This is a genomic window from Thermoactinomyces daqus (genome assembly GCF_000763315.1).
Classification (GTDB): domain Bacteria; phylum Bacillota; class Bacilli; order Thermoactinomycetales; family Thermoactinomycetaceae; genus Thermoactinomyces_A; species Thermoactinomyces_A daqus.
Window position 1 is genome coordinate 1 of record NZ_JPST01000059.1, and the last position, 16,364, is coordinate 16,364.

General features: G+C 46.5%; 22 protein-coding genes and 1 other RNA gene. 22 read left to right on the forward strand and 1 reads right to left on the reverse strand.

Annotated features, from left to right (window positions below; genetic code table 11):
• The 15 genes from JG50_RS20785 to JG50_RS0116655 all read left to right on the forward strand — a co-directional run.
• Positions 1-184, forward strand: a 184-nt coding sequence (locus JG50_RS20785) for a hypothetical protein (RefSeq protein ID WP_033102240.1), incomplete at its 5' end; no start/stop codon positions are given.
• Positions 185-187: 3 nt separating this feature from the next.
• Positions 188-257: hammerhead ribozyme type II (locus JG50_RS19565), an RNA gene on the forward strand.
• Positions 258-276: 19 nt separating this feature from the next.
• Entirely contained in the window at positions 277-540 is a 264-nt protein-coding gene (locus JG50_RS0116610; protein WP_033102241.1) for a hypothetical protein, read from the forward strand.
• Positions 537-728, forward strand: coding sequence for a hypothetical protein (locus JG50_RS0116615; RefSeq protein ID WP_152568636.1), 192 nt, complete (start codon positions 537-539; stop codon positions 726-728). Before JG50_RS0116610 ends, JG50_RS0116615 begins: the two co-directional genes overlap by 4 nt.
• A 70-nt stretch (positions 729-798) precedes the next feature.
• Positions 799-999, forward strand: coding sequence for a hypothetical protein (locus JG50_RS0116620; protein WP_033102243.1), 201 nt, complete (start codon positions 799-801; stop codon positions 997-999).
• Positions 983-1,501: a DUF7680 family protein gene (locus JG50_RS0116625; protein ID WP_033102244.1), complete on the forward strand. Its 519-nt coding sequence runs from the start codon at positions 983-985 to the stop codon at positions 1,499-1,501. The genes JG50_RS0116620 and JG50_RS0116625 overlap by 17 nt, the downstream gene beginning before the upstream one ends.
• 139 nt (positions 1,502-1,640) lie before the next feature.
• Positions 1,641-1,802 (forward strand): hypothetical protein, encoded by a 162-nt coding sequence (locus JG50_RS20350; protein ID WP_160173927.1) that lies wholly within the window; start codon positions 1,641-1,643, stop codon positions 1,800-1,802.
• A 55-nt stretch (positions 1,803-1,857) separates the two neighbouring features.
• Entirely contained in the window at positions 1,858-2,118 is a 261-nt protein-coding gene (locus JG50_RS0116630; protein WP_033102245.1) for a hypothetical protein, read from the forward strand.
• A 61-nt stretch (positions 2,119-2,179) separates the two neighbouring features.
• Positions 2,180-4,930, forward strand: a complete 2,751-nt coding sequence (locus tag JG50_RS0116635; protein ID WP_033102246.1) for a type IV secretory system conjugative DNA transfer family protein — start codon at positions 2,180-2,182, stop codon at positions 4,928-4,930.
• Positions 4,927-5,766, forward strand: coding sequence for a replication-relaxation family protein (locus JG50_RS0116640; protein WP_081944015.1), 840 nt, complete (start codon positions 4,927-4,929; stop codon positions 5,764-5,766). Before JG50_RS0116635 ends, JG50_RS0116640 begins: the two co-directional genes overlap by 4 nt.
• Positions 5,767-6,307: 541 nt before the next feature.
• Positions 6,308-6,520, forward strand: coding sequence for a hypothetical protein (locus JG50_RS0116645; RefSeq protein WP_033102248.1), 213 nt, complete (start codon positions 6,308-6,310; stop codon positions 6,518-6,520).
• 509 nt (positions 6,521-7,029) lie between these two features.
• Positions 7,030-7,197, forward strand: a complete 168-nt coding sequence (locus JG50_RS20355) for a hypothetical protein (protein ID WP_160173928.1) — start codon at positions 7,030-7,032, stop codon at positions 7,195-7,197.
• 1 nt (position 7,198) lies between these two features.
• Positions 7,199-7,378 (forward strand): hypothetical protein, encoded by a 180-nt coding sequence (locus JG50_RS0116650; RefSeq protein WP_033102249.1) that lies wholly within the window; start codon positions 7,199-7,201, stop codon positions 7,376-7,378.
• A 5-nt stretch (positions 7,379-7,383) separates the two neighbouring features.
• Positions 7,384-7,545 carry a hypothetical protein gene (locus tag JG50_RS20360; protein WP_160173929.1) on the forward strand — a complete coding sequence of 54 codons (162 nt, stop codon included), beginning with the start codon at positions 7,384-7,386 and terminating at the stop codon, positions 7,543-7,545.
• An 11-nt stretch (positions 7,546-7,556) separates the two neighbouring features.
• Positions 7,557-8,009 carry a hypothetical protein gene (locus JG50_RS0116655; RefSeq protein WP_033102250.1) on the forward strand — a complete coding sequence of 151 codons (453 nt, stop codon included), beginning with the start codon at positions 7,557-7,559 and terminating at the stop codon, positions 8,007-8,009.
• 24 nt (positions 8,010-8,033) lie between these two features.
• Here JG50_RS0116655 and JG50_RS0116660 read toward each other — a convergent pair whose 3' ends face one another.
• Positions 8,034-8,516 carry a hypothetical protein gene (locus JG50_RS0116660; protein ID WP_033102251.1) on the reverse strand — a complete coding sequence of 161 codons (483 nt, stop codon included), beginning with the start codon at positions 8,514-8,516 and terminating at the stop codon, positions 8,034-8,036.
• A gap of 162 nt (positions 8,517-8,678) precedes the next feature.
• Between JG50_RS0116660 and JG50_RS0116665 the strand changes: the two genes are divergently transcribed.
• The 7 genes from JG50_RS0116665 to JG50_RS0116695 form a co-directional block, all read left to right on the forward strand.
• Positions 8,679-9,236, forward strand: coding sequence for a hypothetical protein (locus tag JG50_RS0116665; RefSeq protein ID WP_033102252.1), 558 nt, complete (start codon positions 8,679-8,681; stop codon positions 9,234-9,236).
• Between the two features lie 36 nt (positions 9,237-9,272).
• Positions 9,273-9,491 carry a hypothetical protein gene (locus tag JG50_RS0116670; protein ID WP_033102253.1) on the forward strand — a complete coding sequence of 73 codons (219 nt, stop codon included), beginning with the start codon at positions 9,273-9,275 and terminating at the stop codon, positions 9,489-9,491.
• 931 nt (positions 9,492-10,422) lie between these two features.
• The gene (locus tag JG50_RS0116680; protein ID WP_033102255.1) at positions 10,423-11,055 is read left to right on the forward strand and encodes a helix-turn-helix domain-containing protein; all 633 of its coding nucleotides are present in this window, start codon (positions 10,423-10,425) and stop codon (positions 11,053-11,055) included.
• 250 nt (positions 11,056-11,305) lie between these two features.
• Complete coding sequence (locus tag JG50_RS19115) at positions 11,306-12,349, forward strand: hypothetical protein (protein ID WP_052154434.1); 1,044 nt, start codon at positions 11,306-11,308, stop codon at positions 12,347-12,349.
• Positions 12,350-12,372: 23 nt separating this feature from the next.
• Positions 12,373-13,719: a replicative DNA helicase gene (locus tag JG50_RS0116690; protein ID WP_033102256.1), complete on the forward strand. Its 1,347-nt coding sequence runs from the start codon at positions 12,373-12,375 to the stop codon at positions 13,717-13,719.
• Positions 13,720-15,464: 1,745 nt separating this feature from the next.
• Positions 15,465-15,614 (forward strand): hypothetical protein, encoded by a 150-nt coding sequence (locus JG50_RS20365; RefSeq protein ID WP_160173930.1) that lies wholly within the window; start codon positions 15,465-15,467, stop codon positions 15,612-15,614.
• Positions 15,615-15,686: 72 nt separating this feature from the next.
• Positions 15,687-16,364 (forward strand): hypothetical protein (locus JG50_RS0116695; protein WP_033102257.1); only part of this gene is annotated, 678 nt, incomplete at its 3' end.

Below are 16,364 nucleotides of genomic sequence, written 5' to 3' on the forward strand. Positions count from 1 at the left end.
TATCCAAAACTATCACAGATACAACGAGCATTTAATGAAACCGAGTGAAGATTGGCTGATCGATATGACTATCGATGGAGATCTTTATGGAGATCCTATCGTGACCCGAAGAGAGTTTGCTAACTTCTTGATTCATGTCAGGAATATATGGACTGATCTGGATAAGTTTCAGCCAGGAAAGTAAAAAAGGCGAAACAAGGGGCTGCGGCTCCTTGTCCGGGCAGTGTGGCGACTGCCCGCTGATGAGCCAGCCAAAAAAATCATGGAGGGAAAAGCATGAAACTCTGGTATGTTGAGGCGGTCTTGTATAACCAAGATGAAATCTTTGACGAAAGCGCTGCACTGATTGTGTCCGCAAAAGGGGTGATCGAAGCAGGATTGAAAGGTGAGCAGTTGGCAATCACGCATTATGGAACCGAAGACTCAGAATGGGTGATTGCCGAAGAAATCGAAACCCATGAAGAACTGGAAAGTTTGATCGACTCTTTGGGAGATGAGCTGATCTTTGAACCCGGATTATTCGAGGAGAAAGGAGCTTGATGATCATGGCGAAGAAACGCCGGAAGCGCAGGAAGAAGAAAGGCGGCTTGCTGAGAGATTTGGTGGCTATTGTTGGGATCGTAGTTGCGCTCTTGGTTTTAGTCGCTGGAATGAACGCTCAAAAATCAAACACCTCTGTCAGCCGAACCGACCAAAGTCCACTGACAGAGGTATCACACGGGCAGTAATGCCCAAGACATGGGAGCTTGGGTATTACACCCTTCTCCCATGTTACCACAATCAAAGGAGATGGTGACAGTGGGGAAAACGTATCGTGTGTTTACGATCAAATGCCGGCCCAATGATCCGGCGGGCGAACAAAAAACATGGGATGTTTTGTATCAACTAGCCGCGCTGGTTCAGCACAAGGAATCCTTCAGGAACAATCCTCGTTTGGGCATCGAGAGAATCCGCTTCACCGAAAATAAAGGGGCTGATCAGCATGGCGCAAGGATATAGACAAGGGTGTTATGTTCAAGATCAAGACCCCCGTTATCAAGCGGTAATAAAAGGTACTTCGGATGGTCTCGAAATCCTTCTGAAGGCATTCGCAGACGAGACAAAAAAAGAAGCGATACTTGGAGGAAAAGCATTAAATCGATGCTTCCGCATTGTCTCCCATTGGCTCCATACCCAAGTCCTTTGTCCAAAAACAGGCGCAGAACTTAACCTACATCAAAGTCTTCGGAACGTTCCAAAACGCGGAAGAACCATCATTCTCAGCGAGGAATCTTGGCGGCGTATTGCCTTGCTTGCCAAGGTGTCCAAGGGAATGGTTGACATGAATCGCGTGGAACTGATTGCCCTTCGGATCAATCGAATGACTCATGAAGAAGTTACTTACTTATATCTTTGCCGGTGCGATGATGACTGGGGAATCAAAGGACTCCGCATCATGCTTGCCGGCGATGGTACCGACAAAGAAAAGGTCAAAGAGATGCTTTCGAAGTACCGTAAATAGCCCCAAAGTTGATGGCGACAATATTTGTCCAGAGCCTGCTGCCAGGCCTCGCAAACCGCAGCAGACTCTTTCTAAAACAAAGGGGAGCCAGGAAGACTCTCTTAGCTCCTATCTTACCAGAAGAAAGGAGCAAAAAGACATGCTGAACTTTCTTGACGACCTTCTTCGCGGCGGTGATTCCGACCGGATCGCTGAGAATCCGTGGGGAAGTGGACAGGGGCCGTCCCTCGACCTTCCCCAGGGCGATGAGAAAGACCCGCTGAAGGATTGCGGCTGGCTGAACGTCAAAAGCGATTTCTAAATTCTGATATATTAAAATGGAAACATGTGTTTGACAACTAGAAAGGATGTCACTAGTGAAAATTTTCTTAGATGCGGCAGGGCCGGGAGAAAAGTTGCAAAGCGCGTTAGGGCACGAGATTGGTTCACTCTTCCTCTTAGTGGTCATAGCTTTTTCTTTGTACTACTTTTGGCAACGTGCCTTCACCAAATTCCTAGGGTTCGCGCTGTTTGCGCTTGCGGTATCGGTTCTGATTTTTTCACCTGACTTCATAAAACAATTTGGGATCGACTTGTTTCATTGGCTGTTCGATGGATGGATTCAAAGTTTGACCTAACAAAGGGGGATTCCTCCCCCTGTTTTCCTTCATTCTTTGACACTACAAGGAGGTAACATAGATGTCTAACAATAACAAAGAGATGGACGCTTTGGGTGATATCCTATCTTGGGCGGCGGGACTAGGAATAGCGGGTTTTTTGGTAGACAGGTTAATCAAATCACTAACGGAGCATGTGAAGGAACTGAAAAGCGAAGTGTTCGCGGGGGGAGTCCCTGCCAAAACGGCGGAAGCGGCTGGCAATACAGCGACTGCAACGGCTCCACACTCAACGCCGATGGTGGACGCTTTAAGCAATTGGGCGATGTACGGAATAGAAGGGGCAGCCGTTGCAGGAATCCTCTACGCCGGATCGGTCTTGTATCAACTGAAACAAGCGAAAAAATATGTAGGCGTGGTACGAATCATCCCACACGCCAAAACGAAAACCAGCGAAGCAGATATTCATGATCTGGTTAATTCGCTTTGGTACACCAGACGCGGGAAGTTCTCCACACTCTACAAAGGACCGTGCTGGTTTGAGTTGCTGTTTCACTGCGACAAGTCCCGCAAACCCAAAGGAGAGGAAGATCTTGGGGAAATCGCTATCTATCTGAAGTATCCGCGCGAACTGAAAGACGAGGTTTTTCAAGTCATTCGGGACTGCTATCGGAACTGTGAGTTAGTCGATGTTGACCTGATGGATATTCCTTTCCCTGTCACCGAAGTAGGAACGGGCGGAGTGCTTACCTACAAAACGCGGAAAGAAAAAGGACTTCCGTTTCAATCGTTTGAGAAGAAAGAACAACTGTCAAAGATACTGTCACATATGCGTCCGGGGAGTTATCTGTCCTTCACTTTCCGGCGGGCAACCAAGTGGAAACTGAAACGAACCATCAAACAAAACCGGAAGCGATACGCGAGAAAATACAAAGACAATCCGCCTCAGTTGATCCAGAACAAAGACAAAGCCTTAGTGGATCGCCAAGCACACGCAAAAAATCAGTTCGATGTACAAATCAAAGTTTGGTCGGAACTCATGGGAAAATCCGCTAAAAACCTGATGAACAATCTGCAACGCACCCTCAACCACTATAACGAACTGATCGTAAAGGAAACCAAGAAATGCCCGCTCACGGTTGCTCCCTTCCCGCTGAAAAACAAAATCCTCATGACAGGGAACGAGCTTGCAACGCTTCTCAAGTTGCCGGATTATCCGAAGAAAGAACAAGTTGACAACGCGGAAGAGCATATCACCAGCCGGATTCCCTCTCGTCGCTCCGGGCAAAACCTGATTGCCCCCGACGACATGAACAAAGGGGTATTTGCCGGAACGCTCGACCACCCGGTGAAAGGTCGGAAAATCTTCATTCCGCTCAACAACCTAAACAACATGCTGATCGTAGGAACGCAAGGAAGCGGGAAAACCAGTGAAGCACTCGAGATTATCCGGGGAACGCACCTACCCAAATTCTTTAACGGTGAATATGGCGGTTTCTTTGTGTACGACCCGAAGAAGGAATTTTGGTCTACGCTCCTCACCGATTTGCGGAAGTGGAAGATGGAACACCCGGAGAAGTTCGAGCGAATGAAAGACAAGATTCATATCTTCGATGTCCGAAACGACAAGTATACCTTTGGTCTCAACCTGTTAGAGCAAATGCCAGGACAGACAACCGATGAAGTCGTAAACACGACGATAGATATTATCCGTAACGCTTATGAGTCAGAGTCCGCATGGTTCAAGAAATACGCTCGCCTGAGCTTAAAAGCACTGATGGCGGACAAAACAACACAACACACCATCTTAGCCGTACCGGAGTTTTTGAAAGAGGACTCGCCGTTACGCGAGCGGATCATGGCTCAACTGGCAAATGGGGACGACTACGAAAAACAACTGTATGAGGACTTGGAAGCAGAGTCCAAACACTATGGAACCAACAAGACCGAGCCACTTCTCGACCGTCTAACCGACTTGAAAGATAACGAGTTGTGCAAAAGGGTTTTCGGTCAACCAACAGGCAGCATCGACTTTTTAAAGTGGGTAGAGGAAGGCCACATTGTTCTTATCAACGGCGAAGGACTGAACGAGTCCGAGCAATCCATCTTAATGGGATACCTCATGATGCAATTGGATTATGCGGCGCGGCATCGTAAAAACAAGTTGGAAAAATACTTTGTGTTCTTGGATGAAGCGCACAACCTGAAGAAACTCCCGATTCTCCATGAGCAGGCGCTCCCGAAATGGCGGTCGAAAGGGATTGTCCCTATCTTGCTGACACAGTTTTTAGACCAATTTCACCCACAATTAAGAAAAAGCGTTTCATCGTTGGTCGACAACATCTTGATTTTCCGGAGTCTGGGGGAAGCGGCACAGGACATCCTGAACAATGTACCGGACGCGAAATTTGACTTAGAGGACTTGACTAGCTTGAAATCGAGAAACTGCGCGGTCGTCACTTTTAACAAGTACGGCGAACGGATCACCTTCTTTATGACGGTTCAACCTCCCTATACGTGGGATGAATGGGGCGAGGCCGTTGACTTCTCAGACCCGAAACGTGCTTCAATGTTGCAAGAAATCGCCTGGAAGCAAGCACAGGAGGAAATGGAGGACATCATGGAACGCGATGGACTGACCATCGAAGAAGCGAACGAGGCCGTAACTCAATACTTAGCGGAGATCCGCAAGGGGACTACGAGCAAGCAGATCGAAAAACAGCTTGATCAAACGGTTCAAGATGAACTATCGAAAAAGCGGAAGAAAAAGAACCCGAACCAATCCAAAACGATCGATCTCTTTAAAAGACTTGAAGGAGAAGGAGGAGAATGAGCATGGGAATTGTAATGGACGTTTTCAAAAAACCCACCACACGACACAATGAGCTATTACTTCACCTTTACGCTTTTGGAATGCTTTCCCCAGATCATCTGGCTACTCTGATGGAAACATCAAAATCAACGATCATCAACTATGTTTATCGGCTCAATAAAAACGGGGAGATGGTGGTTAGCCACTATCCCCCGCGTTCCAAACGAGTCCGCGAAAAGTTAAAAGGTCAACCGGGCGCACATATGTATAGTCTTGGATTAGACGGCTTGAAAGTAGTGGAGGAACTACTTGATATCGAGGCGGACTATCAAGTGAAAAGCCTGCAAAAAGAACATTACTGGGGCATCGGGGAGACCTTCTGTCGGCTCTACTCTCACTTAGGTTTTGATTCAACGATGGAGCGAATCGACTGGGAGAATACTTGGGAAGCGACAAAACGCTTTGCGGATGCTTGGCATGAGAAGCGAGGAAAAGACATCAACGACAAGTTCAAGTACATGAAAGCGAAAAGCCAGCTCCCCCGTCCTGATCTCTATATGAAGATCGACGGAAACGGATTGTACGGGGAATACGACACCGGGAGCGAAGGGATCACCGGAAGAAGCGCGAAAGTCGTTCCAAAGATGAAGCTATATATCAAATGGATGGTCGTTCTCAACGATCATACCCCCATCGCTTGGATCACGGACACAGAAAGCCGGCGAAAATCACTTCAAGACGCTTGGCAAGAGATCAAACAAGAACCTGTTTATGAAGAGTTAAAGGAATCTCCTGAGTTTTTCTTTCCTAAGATGCTTTTTCTGACACTGGACGAAGTTCCACAATTAATAAACTAAAGCGGCTATTTTTTTAGCCGCTTTTTTGTGATCTGAGTACCTATTTCAATGTTGAGATCATAGCCAATAATCGAAATTTGAATAGCGATATGAATGATTATTATCAAAATCTGATTATCTATTTCAGTGATATGACCCCTAAAAAGGGGTATTTTTTCGTATCTCAAGCGGTTCGCGGCTTCCGGATTCGTGCCGAGGCGTGCGAAATTCCTGACTTTGTTCTCCGAACAAACCAGAAGTCTCTGGACTCTGCTACGCGCGGCGGCGGCTCCGCTTCGTCCGCCTTGCGATGGCGGCGCGCGCGGGCGGCAGGCGCGGCGGGGCTGTCCTCCTCGCCATGATTGATTACTCTTTTTGCGTGGTTTGGCGACAGGGGGAGAAGCGGTCAGAGTTGCCGCTATTTCTTGTCTACCTCTGCGGCTAGCGGGCATCTAAGGCTGAAATCAGAGGAATGACGTCCAAACGGAACGTCATTTTTATTTTGGCCTCTCACAGAGTATGGTAAAATAACCTCATTGACATACCGGGAGAGATCAACAATATGGATTTAAATAAGATGCTTCAGCAAATTCTTAACGGTCAAATTGAAATCAAAGATCGACTGACCAACATTGAGGGCCGTCTGGACAAGATCGAGACCCGACTGGATCGGATAGAGAAAAATCAAACCGATGAGGTAAAAGTGTTGCACACCAAAATCAGACGGGTAGAAAAAGTGTTCAACGAGGAATTGTTGAAAACCATTAACGAATAAACGATATTGGCGCGAATCCTTGATATCAAAAGGAATTCGCGTTTTTTCGTATGTAAAGAGATGAAATATTTTAGTCGTCGTTTCGTTTCTTCTTTGTTCGTAGTGCTGTTGGTATTCCAAGAAATCAAGGGCTAGCCGTGGTTTATGTTACAAACCAATTTTTGTTCGCAAACCTGGCTACTTTTTTCTGAAAAAAATTAAAATAATGATTGCAATGATATCGTTGATATCATATAATAGAGATAACAAAGAACAACGGGGCGGCTTGATCGCCCTGGCCCAATAAAACTAAAGGAGCGGATCATGATGGACGCAAAAACTCAAAATGGTTTCTTAAAAGTATTGCAGATCGCCGAGGAAACCGACTATTTCAAACGCCCTGAACTCGAGAATCACAAAGTCTGTACACACGGAAATTGGGTAAGTCAATGCAAAATCTGTTCGACAGCGAACTAAGAATAACGGGCGGCTCCGGCTGCCCTTCCAGAGAAGTAAGCGAGGTGACCAGAATGGCAAACAAGATACGACGCATCATTGACTTTGATCCAGAAACGCTAAAGGAATTAGACCAGAAACGACGCGAGCTTTCAGTTGAAAGGGGGAAGGACATTAGCAGAAATCAAGCCGTTGATGAAGCGATTAGGTTTTGGCTGAAGTACTTAGAGGAGGATAAATGAAATGAATCAACTGATACGCGGCGCAATCGGGAACATCAAGCACGAGGGAATGTATTTGACCCTGGAGGAAATGGAACTATTGGCGGCCTATTGTGAAGGGCAAATCAGCGAGGAAGAATATGACCGCCGAGCGCTTCTACTGGTGCTCGGAGTTAAGGCTAAACAATATTTGAAAGGATGATCCACATGTTCAAGTGGAAAAAAGAAAAACAAGAAGTGAAAAAATCAGAAACATTGGACGATTTGACCAGAAATGCTTGGAATGGCCTGTCACTAAAGCTTTTTGGTCGGATTGTAGAGCCGGACACCGATGAAGGCGAAATGATCCGTCAGATTATGAACAGATAGGGGGGAACGGAATGGTACTTGACTTTTTTCGCCGTAGTCAACCTAGTCAATTGAGAAAGAATCAATTTGCTACTTTACTTCTGGAGTTCAAAGAAATTCAACATTGGGTTAATTGGGAAGGACGCTATATGTCCTCTAGAGAGTTGAAAAAAGAGTACGGAATCAAAAGGCCACTGTTTCTCTTAATTAGTCAGTGGGAAAATGAAAATCCTCTTTCTGGACTCTGTTGCGGCGGCGCGGCGGCGCCACCCCCCGGCCCCCCTCCTGTTGCGCGCCCCCTCCCCCCGCTGCGCCGTCCCCCTCCCCGCGGCAGGCAGTCGGCAGCAGGGGAGAGGCTCATGACGGGCGCAAAATCAGCCAAAAATGCGATATCGAAAAAACGGCTCAAATTCGCTCTACGCGCGGATTTTTTGGGGGTACTATTACCCTTCGGAAACAAAAAAAGCCGCTCACAGAGGCGCTGAGTGGCTTGTTTTTTCTTTAGTTCGTTAAAGTGAACGGCTTTTAACCATTTCAGAAGCGATTTTTTGGTATTTTCCCTCCGAAAATACCGCCTGTTTGGTCGTTTTGTGCGCTCCTTTCAAGTGAGCCGCTATGTTCTTTTGCCACGTCTGGCAGATCGGGCAAGGCATTTTGCCATCGACTCTCCATTGGCTATATTGCGGCTTCCCGTTAGACTCTTTTTTGGAGTCCTTTTGTACTCCTGATGTACTCTCTTTCAGGGTGCTTTCAGGCTCAATTATTACCCTTTCTGCACTCGCGGCGGTCTCTCCAAAGTCCCCGAAGAGATGATCCGGTATTCCCAATCCGATCTCTTCCAGAATCAAAAAGCGTACTCCCTCCGCTTGGGATAGTCCGCGATCACGAAGATATTTCATAAATAAGCGGTATTCAGTGGGAGTCAGCTTAGTTTGAACCCGCTCGGTTCGCTTCTCTTTGGAAGCTCGCGCATACTTGTCCAGTTTCCCCATTTGCACACCTCCTGTACTCCAAATAGGCTCCCTTTGGATTCTTTTCCTCTCACAAATAGGAGTATCACAGTAGTTCTGGAAGAGCATTAGGAGATTCCTTCCAAGGTAAAACGGGAGTTTTGGCGTATTTATTCTTAAAACAAAATATAGGGAGTGGTGGCATTGTTCCATTGGTTTCGGCGAATCTTTCCTCCTGCCGAGCTTTTGATTTTGGTCTTTTGCCTGCGCTTGGCAGCATGGTTTTATCCGCAAACAAGAACGTCATTGACCCGACTCTTGGCCCCCTATCAAAGCCCGCTTGCAGAATGGGGAAATGTGCTGGTCAGTGTATGTATAGCTTTTGACGCGCTTCTTCTGGGTGTTTTTCTTCTGTTGGCAGTACGGACTTTTTTGTCCTGGCTTATGTCTCTTATTCGGCGCGATGACCGCTATCGGGAACTGGAAACGTTCCTGCTCGGTTGGGCCGTACAGGCGGCCTACTATGCGCTGGCGATCCTCTTTTTCTTGGACTTCATCCAAATTCACGGGCCGTTAAACTATTGGACGGCTTTCTTTAAACCAGCGATCATCATAGCGATAAGAGTCATCCCGCCTATTTTAAGTGTGTTTTCGACTGTGGTATGGTGTGTGGCCGTTATGGCCATAATCGCATGGGCTGGATTTCTCATCTACGATAACCGGGCAAAGCTCCGAACGATTTATCGGAAGCTGAAAGGATAATGTGATAGAATACAGTCATCAAAGGAGCGGATCGCGATGGATTTAAACGAGATGTTTCAACAAATCCTTTTGGGTCAAGTCGAGATCAAAGATCGGCTGACCAACATTGAGGAACGATTGGACAAGATCGAGACCCGTCTGGATCGGATAGAGAAAAATCAAACCGATGAAGTAAAAGTGCTGCATACCAAAATCCGACGGGTTGAAAAAGTTTTTAATGAGGAAGTATTGGCAAACGCTGAATCGCTTGGCTGACAAGCGGTTTCAGCGTTTTTTTGTGTTTCTATTTGACGACGGGGGAGATGCCATTGCGAGGGTAATGCTGAGACCTAAAATTTCGCCTTCTGACGGCTTTTTCGAGAGTGGGTAATGGTGTAGGTATCCCCTTGTTTGTTCTATCGGAGTAAAGCGCTAAAGAAATTGAAACATACTGGCTGTATAAACAGCGGAAAGATTGGCAATAAATAAAATCAACAGAGCATGAAGCCAAGACGCTGAGATCACCGAGTCCCGCCGGGGTCAGCCCGGGGGAGCATGGGCGGTAGGTGCAGGAGCGCAGGGGCAGGCATGCTCTTTTATTTTTCCACAGGGTAAAGTAAGACTCGTTTTGTTACCATATCGCATGGAAACGAGAAACGCTCAATCCCTTATATGACAAGGGATTCGGGCGTTTTTTCTTTTCGCTACCGGTTACGAAGCAGGCGGGCATATACCCCTCCCTCTTGAATTTAAGCGGGTTCTGGGCATTTTTTGGTCGTATACCCCATAAGGGTATATGAAAATTTTTTCGAGATTATTTTATAAATGTTATTGACATAACGTTAATTATTTAATATTATATAATTGAACTAAGGTAAAGGAGAGATGAAAATATGATTTGGGTTGAAGGTGAGGATGTTCGGGATGGTGTTAGGGTTATGGAGTTCTATTGTAGTTGTTGCGGGAATTCTTGGTCAGATACTTTGTATTCAAGTAATTGTCCGAAGTGCGGAGCTGATCATAATGAAGGCGAAGGATGGAAGGGGTGGTAGAAGGAATCAGCCCGTACTGCAAAGGCAGAATAGATTGTTCGCGAATAATCGGCTTCCCTCCCGGCGATGATCGGGAGTTTTTTTGCTTGACATAAGGTTTATTTTTCAATATTATAATATCAACATCAATAAATTAACGTTAAGGAGGTAATGAAATGCTGACAGTATCGGAAGCGCTTGAACGGCTCAAGGCGACCGGAATTACCGACAGCATCCAAGTCCTGCGAAAATGGATTCGCGACGGTGAAATCACAGCAATTCCGCCGGAACAGGGCCGGCGCAAGGAAGGTTATCGGATCGAAGCTGAGGAATTGGAACGATTCATATCCCAGAGAAACCCTTTGTATCCAGAAGTGCAACGCCTGCGACAAGAAAATGACCAACTGAAAGCGGAACTCGAACAACTGAAACAGCAAATCTCGAACCAAAAGGACAGATCAGAGGATGAACCAAAAGAGGATGAATCAGAACCGATTGGCCCAGCCCAGGGCGCCGACAGGAACGGGGAGCTGACATGGAACCAAGTTTGTGACATATATGAGAAGGAAACCAAGCGGATCAAGGACTCGGACATTCTTGGGGGGATATGGGAAGAAGTCATGGGATTGCTCTTTCCTATGTCTCTGTTTCCCGAAGAAACTGAGTCAACCGAATTGAGACAGCGATCCGGGCAGTTCATGTGCCCGGCAACAGGGAAGGTTTTCCCGACCTGTGAGGAAGCGGTCATCTCTCTGATACAGTTCGTAATCAAAAAGTACCAGAAAAAAAACGCCACCAAGGGCGCGTAAATGGACGCTTGTCCAAATTGTTGAATGAGTGATAAGATTAAAAACATCAAAAACAAATCAAAAGCGACCTTCCCAACCGCCAAGTTAGAGAAAGGTCGCCCGGTCTGTAGAACCTACCCTTAGTGTACTTATTTTCAGGGTCATGGTCAATGATAAACCATGTCGAAAAAGGTACACACAAGGATAGGCGGGCGAATCCTCTTTCTTTCTTGCGGTTGAGGGGGCCGTGAGAAAGGGAGAGGATTTTTTCATGGAAAAACACTTTGATCCACATGAACTTGAAACACTAGCTAATCATGCGTTTTCTCATCGCTTCAACCACACACTTCATGCTTATATCGACATTGCAGATGATCTAGTAGCTGGTACATTACTCAGCCAAATCATCTATTGGTTCACGCCTGATCAAAATGGACGGCGTAAAGTAAAAGTATTCAAAGATGGGCAGTATTGGATAGCAAAATCGCAAGATGACTGGTTTGATGAGATACGGATCACAGCAAAGCAGTATAGAACAGCTATCAAAAAGCTCGAAGATAGAAACTTAATCATTAAAAAGATTTTCAAATTTGATGGGAGTCCTACAACACACATTCGACCAAACTACCCAGTGTTACGCCAAGAGATCGAAAAATGGAAAAAAGCAGTCATTCAACAAATACTTAACGACGAAAATCCGTTTTTGACCAAAGGTAAAAAACCAGTAAAATCAAGTGTTTTCGACGATGCAGAGCAACAGTTAGGGTATTTAGAGCAAAGCTCAACCCTTGAGCCACAAGGGGAAGCGCCAAACCCCTTGAAAACACTGGATTTTTACCAAAGGTCAAAATCCAAATTTACCAAAGGTCAAAATGGAAAATTACAATCGGTCAAAAACCTTAACAAAGATTATGACAAAGATTGTGATAAAGATGATGATGGCTCTGCCGCCACGGCCTCCCAACCATGGGAAAACGACTTTCAATACATGGCACTCAGACAACAGTTTACCTCGGCAGGGGCAAGCGATATCCGCAAGCATGAAGATCATTACAGCAAGTTTCTGAATGCAAAAGAAAAGCTGGGATTTGGAAAACTAAGCGAACTGGCGGATGAGTACATAAAGAAGGTGAAGTCCGGTCAGCATCCGCACAAAGATCGCGGCCCGCAAATCGTTTGGTTCCTTGACGACGGATGGCAGAATTTTGGTAGCAAAGAAAAGTCGACGCCTGCTCGCGATAAAAAGAAATCCGAACCGGTTCGCAGGCAAACTGACTTCTTTGATGCTGAGTCGTACTTGGCGGAAATGGTTTAAAAAACACGGGGGAGGAACTACACATGATTGCAATTAGTGTGGAATTGGCGGAGCATACCAGAAATCTTGAAGAGCAGATCATCGGGGGACTGGCGACTGATCCGGGAGCCTATGAAAAAGTGGAGGATATACTTGACCCCCGCTTTTTCTACCATCCTGGTCACAGGCAGCTGGCTGAACGGATCATTACCAAAATCAAAACGGACATCAACAGTGTGAATCCAACTCAACTTGCCTATGACTTTGCCGAGTGCGGAGTGCCGATCAGCATCATTTCTCAAGTACTGACAACGGCTTATATGCGAAGTCATTGCGAGGAGTTGAAAAACCTCTATCTCTTCCGCGAAATGAAAAGCATCGCGGGCGAAATTGTTCAGAAAGAAGCGATCCGCAATAGTGAGGAGTTGGCCCAAACGGTTGCCGATTTCCGCGACAAGATTGCGGAGATTGAAGATAGTGCAATTACACAGACTCCCAAGTCAATGACTGAGGCAGTTCTCGACTTGATTGATTTTCTTGATGACGACAAGCCGGATCGGGCCGTTAAAACAGGAATCCATGACTTGGATATATTGACGGGGGGATTTAAACCGAGCGAATTGATCGTGATCGGCGCGCGGCCCAGTATGGGGAAAACAGCACTCTCCCTTTCTATGTTGGATGCAATGGGAGCGGCAGGAAAGCGGATATTGTACCTTTCGTTCGAGATGTCAACATTGGATATCCTTAAGCGTATGGCAGCAATGAAAGCAACGATCGACCTTCACAGACTCAACTTGAAAAACAAAGACGGAAAGCGTGTGTTGACTGCGGAGGAGTACCAAAAGCTGAGTGAACAAATGGCGATCATCGCGAATTATCCTGTGTTTTTCCATGATCGGGCCGGTAAAACGTCAGAGATCCGATTGCTTGCCAAGCGACAAATGAGAAAAGAGGGACTTGATTGCATCATACTTGATCATTTGGGCAAAGTGCGGCCTGATAACCCACGCGTTTCAAAATATGAGCAAATATCGCAGATCATTTGCGATCTGAAGGATATCGCGAAGGAGATGGATGTCCCAATAGTGGTTCTCTCTCAGCTTTCACGGGGGGTTGAGCAGCGTAACAATAAACGCCCAGTCTTGTCAGATTTGAGAGAGTCAGGGGAGATCGAGCAAGAAGCGGATATGGTCATGTTTTTGTATCGGGATGATTATTATGATCCGACTTCACAGCTTGCAGGATGCCTGGAAATCGACTTGCAAAAGCACAGAAACGGACCAACCGGAAAAGTCCTGACGGGTTTCATCAAACACTGCGCGAGAGTGGTCAATCTGGATCAGGAATACAAGAAAAAATACCGCGACATTATCTCAGCACAGGTTTAATCCTGTGCTTTTTTCATGCTTTTTGAGGGAGTTTTTGGACGCAATGTGTGAAGTTTTTTCGCGTTCAATCATCCAAGGGATAGGAGGGATTCGGAAATGCCCCTGAGAGCTTCTGTGCGCCTCTCTGAGCCGCGAAAATTTATTCCGAATACCCTAGTACCCCCCCCGGCACTTTTATCAGGAGTAAACAATCAGGGATCGGCAAGGGGAAAGGATTTTTCCGTTTCTGACTGCGCGCGACTGTTATCATTTATCCGTAGATTTATATCCATGTTTATATCCATGCTTATTTCCATGTTTATCTCCACATTTATATCCATGTTTATATCTATACTGTGATGGAAAAAACGTGAAACCTCTTGAAGGAAAAGGCTTTATCTTTGTTTGCTCCCCTACCTACTTACCTACCCTTACATACTCATCATTGAAAATGCGCACTTATACATTGCCGAGGTAGCTGATCCCGTCAGGGCGCATCTACACATTGGCAATGTTCGTGCGAACCTACTGGTTGGCCGACTTGGTTTGTTCTTCGCGCGGCGGCTACCGGGAAGGGGCTGACAAGGGGGCAGACTCGTTTCCTCGTCGCCCCGCGCGCTGAACAGCGGGGGGATACCCCCTGCTCGCCCCCCCAGAAATTCCCCGGTAATTCGCATGTAATTACGGCGTAATTTTCCCCTAATTCATATGTAATCCGGGGTCGGTGAAATTGCCTAATATGCGTGGTCTGCCCGGTTTTAGTTGATACAATGGTACTCCATCTGCATTCCATGTGCAGTACATGTGACCCTACATCTGATCGGTCATCTGACTATACATCTGTATCCCTACAATAATCGCCACGGTCGCAGACGACACAAGGGAAAAAGCGTTTCGATTCATCCGCACTTGTATGGTTCCTGTTGAAGTACCTGTCGCAATCCCTTACAAAGTACCTTTTGCAATACCTTCGCTATTAATGGGACAGATACTGGGAAAGCCTTGGAACGTCAACGGTTTACCGCCTGCTAAAAAATCTAACTTATTCTGATACTCAATTCATGCTCAAACAGCGCTCAAAACGTGCTCAATTTGCACTCAAAATACACTCGAAAACGGGCTGAAAACGAACTGAAAAAGGGCTGATGGAACCTCGCAAAATCTGAGATTTCGCGCGGACTAGTTAAACTGACTTGGCACTTTATCAGTACCTTTTTCAGACGGGGATCGCCCAGGCGCGGCGGTGAATGCTACTTTTGTTGTATAAGTGTGCCCTGGCAGGTTATGTACCCCAAAAAAAACACTTTACAGAATGTGCATTCTGTCATCGTTTTGCAGTCAGGGTTATAAAAAGAGCTTTACAGAAAACAGTGGAATGAAGATGGAAAGAACTTTACAGAACATAGAAAAGGTGAAAACTCTAGGAACAGTGAAGGAAAACTGCATGGCTTCTCGAAGTTCCCCGACAGGAGGGATACCATCGTGAGACAAAACAAACGAATCTGTCAGGCCTGCAAAGGTCATGGGTATCATTGGATAGCTAATAAAGAAGGGGAACCTGTGAAGATACATTGTTCTTACTGCAACGGGAAAGGATATCATCAGGGGATGAGCACTGATGACTTTGATAGACTGTTTAGCCGTCGATTGGATTGTGAGTGAAAAGGGCCTTTTTAGGCTCTTTTCTTTTTTATGCGAAAAATTATGAATTATATATTGACACCTAGGTGTTATAGGTGTTATAGTAGTTATAGGAGGTGAGGGGAATGAAAAAAAAGTACATGAAGCTAGTGATAGATGAGGAGTTGCATCGGGAGCTAAAGCTATATTCGGTCGCAATAAACAAAACAATGAATGACATCATCGTTGAACTAATACGGCAACACCTCCAAGAAGCGAAGAAGGAAGAGCAATAATAATGGCCTGCCGGATCGAGCGCAAACGAACAGCGGCAGGCCAAGGAACAAACCCAAAAGGAGGTTTATTCAGTGCAATTGTATCACAAAAGAAAATGGGTGGATCGCGGAGTTTTCGGAGTGGTTGTAATCATCGCAGGGACGGTGATCGGGCTTTCGATCCATAGTACGGCGATGCTGGCCCAGACATTGCACCTGAACGCGTACTTGATGGCGGGGCTGGTTGAGATCCTGTTTACGTCGCTCCTATTCATTCGTGGGCGGCAACGGGCCACACAGAGGAACGTCCCGCTCTTTCTCAACGCCGGGTATTTTGCCAGCTTAGGTTTTGTAACAGCAGTGAACATGTGGGGGTTGGCTCACTCGAATCCGGTCATCGGCCCCATCGTCGGAGTAGCCATTAGCGGCGCGATGTGGATGATGGAAAGTTGCCTTGTCTGGCTGATTGTGGACAGCCACAAACCGTATAAAAAGAGCATCGCCAGGATGAAGCGGGAAGCGAAACGGGAGATCAAAGAGGAGAAGGCCATTCAGTGGCTTGAGTGGCAGAGGGAGGAAGCTCGGAAGCCGGATTTGGCCCTGATCAAGGCAGCACGCAAAGCGGAAGAGCGGAGAAAGCGGGTGATCGGCGATGGTCTCCCCGAGTACTTCACCAAGAATCAAGAACCAAAACCGGAACTGATTGCGGAGCCGATCGTGCAGGAGCCGGAAGAGGAGGCGGCGGAGGTGGCGGTCGTACCAATGCCCATG

Bases quoted from the DNA above. Each gene is read 5' to 3' on its own strand.
- JG50_RS20365 (WP_160173930.1), top strand. From the start codon at position 15,465: ATGAAAAAAAAGTACATGAAGCTAGTGATAGATGAGGAGTTGCATCGG.
- JG50_RS0116645 (WP_033102248.1), top strand. From the start codon at position 6,308: ATGGATTTAAATAAGATGCTTCAGCAAATTCTTAACGGTCAAATTGAA.
- JG50_RS0116650 (WP_033102249.1), top strand. From the start codon at position 7,199: ATGAATCAACTGATACGCGGCGCAATCGGGAACATCAAGCACGAGGGA.
- JG50_RS19115 (WP_052154434.1), top strand. From the start codon at position 11,306: ATGGAAAAACACTTTGATCCACATGAACTTGAAACACTAGCTAATCAT.
- JG50_RS0116690 (WP_033102256.1), top strand. From the start codon at position 12,373: ATGATTGCAATTAGTGTGGAATTGGCGGAGCATACCAGAAATCTTGAA.
- JG50_RS20360 (WP_160173929.1), top strand. From the start codon at position 7,384: ATGTTCAAGTGGAAAAAAGAAAAACAAGAAGTGAAAAAATCAGAAACA.
- JG50_RS0116655 (WP_033102250.1), top strand. From the start codon at position 7,557: ATGGTACTTGACTTTTTTCGCCGTAGTCAACCTAGTCAATTGAGAAAG.
- JG50_RS0116670 (WP_033102253.1), top strand. From the start codon at position 9,273: ATGGATTTAAACGAGATGTTTCAACAAATCCTTTTGGGTCAAGTCGAG.
- JG50_RS0116660 (WP_033102251.1), bottom strand. From the start codon at position 8,516: ATGGGGAAACTGGACAAGTATGCGCGAGCTTCCAAAGAGAAGCGAACC.
- JG50_RS0116680 (WP_033102255.1), top strand. From the start codon at position 10,423: ATGCTGACAGTATCGGAAGCGCTTGAACGGCTCAAGGCGACCGGAATT.
- JG50_RS0116640 (WP_081944015.1), top strand. From the start codon at position 4,927: ATGAGCATGGGAATTGTAATGGACGTTTTCAAAAAACCCACCACACGA.
- JG50_RS0116635 (WP_033102246.1), top strand. From the start codon at position 2,180: ATGTCTAACAATAACAAAGAGATGGACGCTTTGGGTGATATCCTATCT.
- JG50_RS20350 (WP_160173927.1), top strand. From the start codon at position 1,641: ATGCTGAACTTTCTTGACGACCTTCTTCGCGGCGGTGATTCCGACCGG.
- JG50_RS20355 (WP_160173928.1), top strand. From the start codon at position 7,030: ATGGCAAACAAGATACGACGCATCATTGACTTTGATCCAGAAACGCTA.
- JG50_RS0116610 (WP_033102241.1), top strand. From the start codon at position 277: ATGAAACTCTGGTATGTTGAGGCGGTCTTGTATAACCAAGATGAAATC.
- JG50_RS0116625 (WP_033102244.1), top strand. From the start codon at position 983: ATGGCGCAAGGATATAGACAAGGGTGTTATGTTCAAGATCAAGACCCC.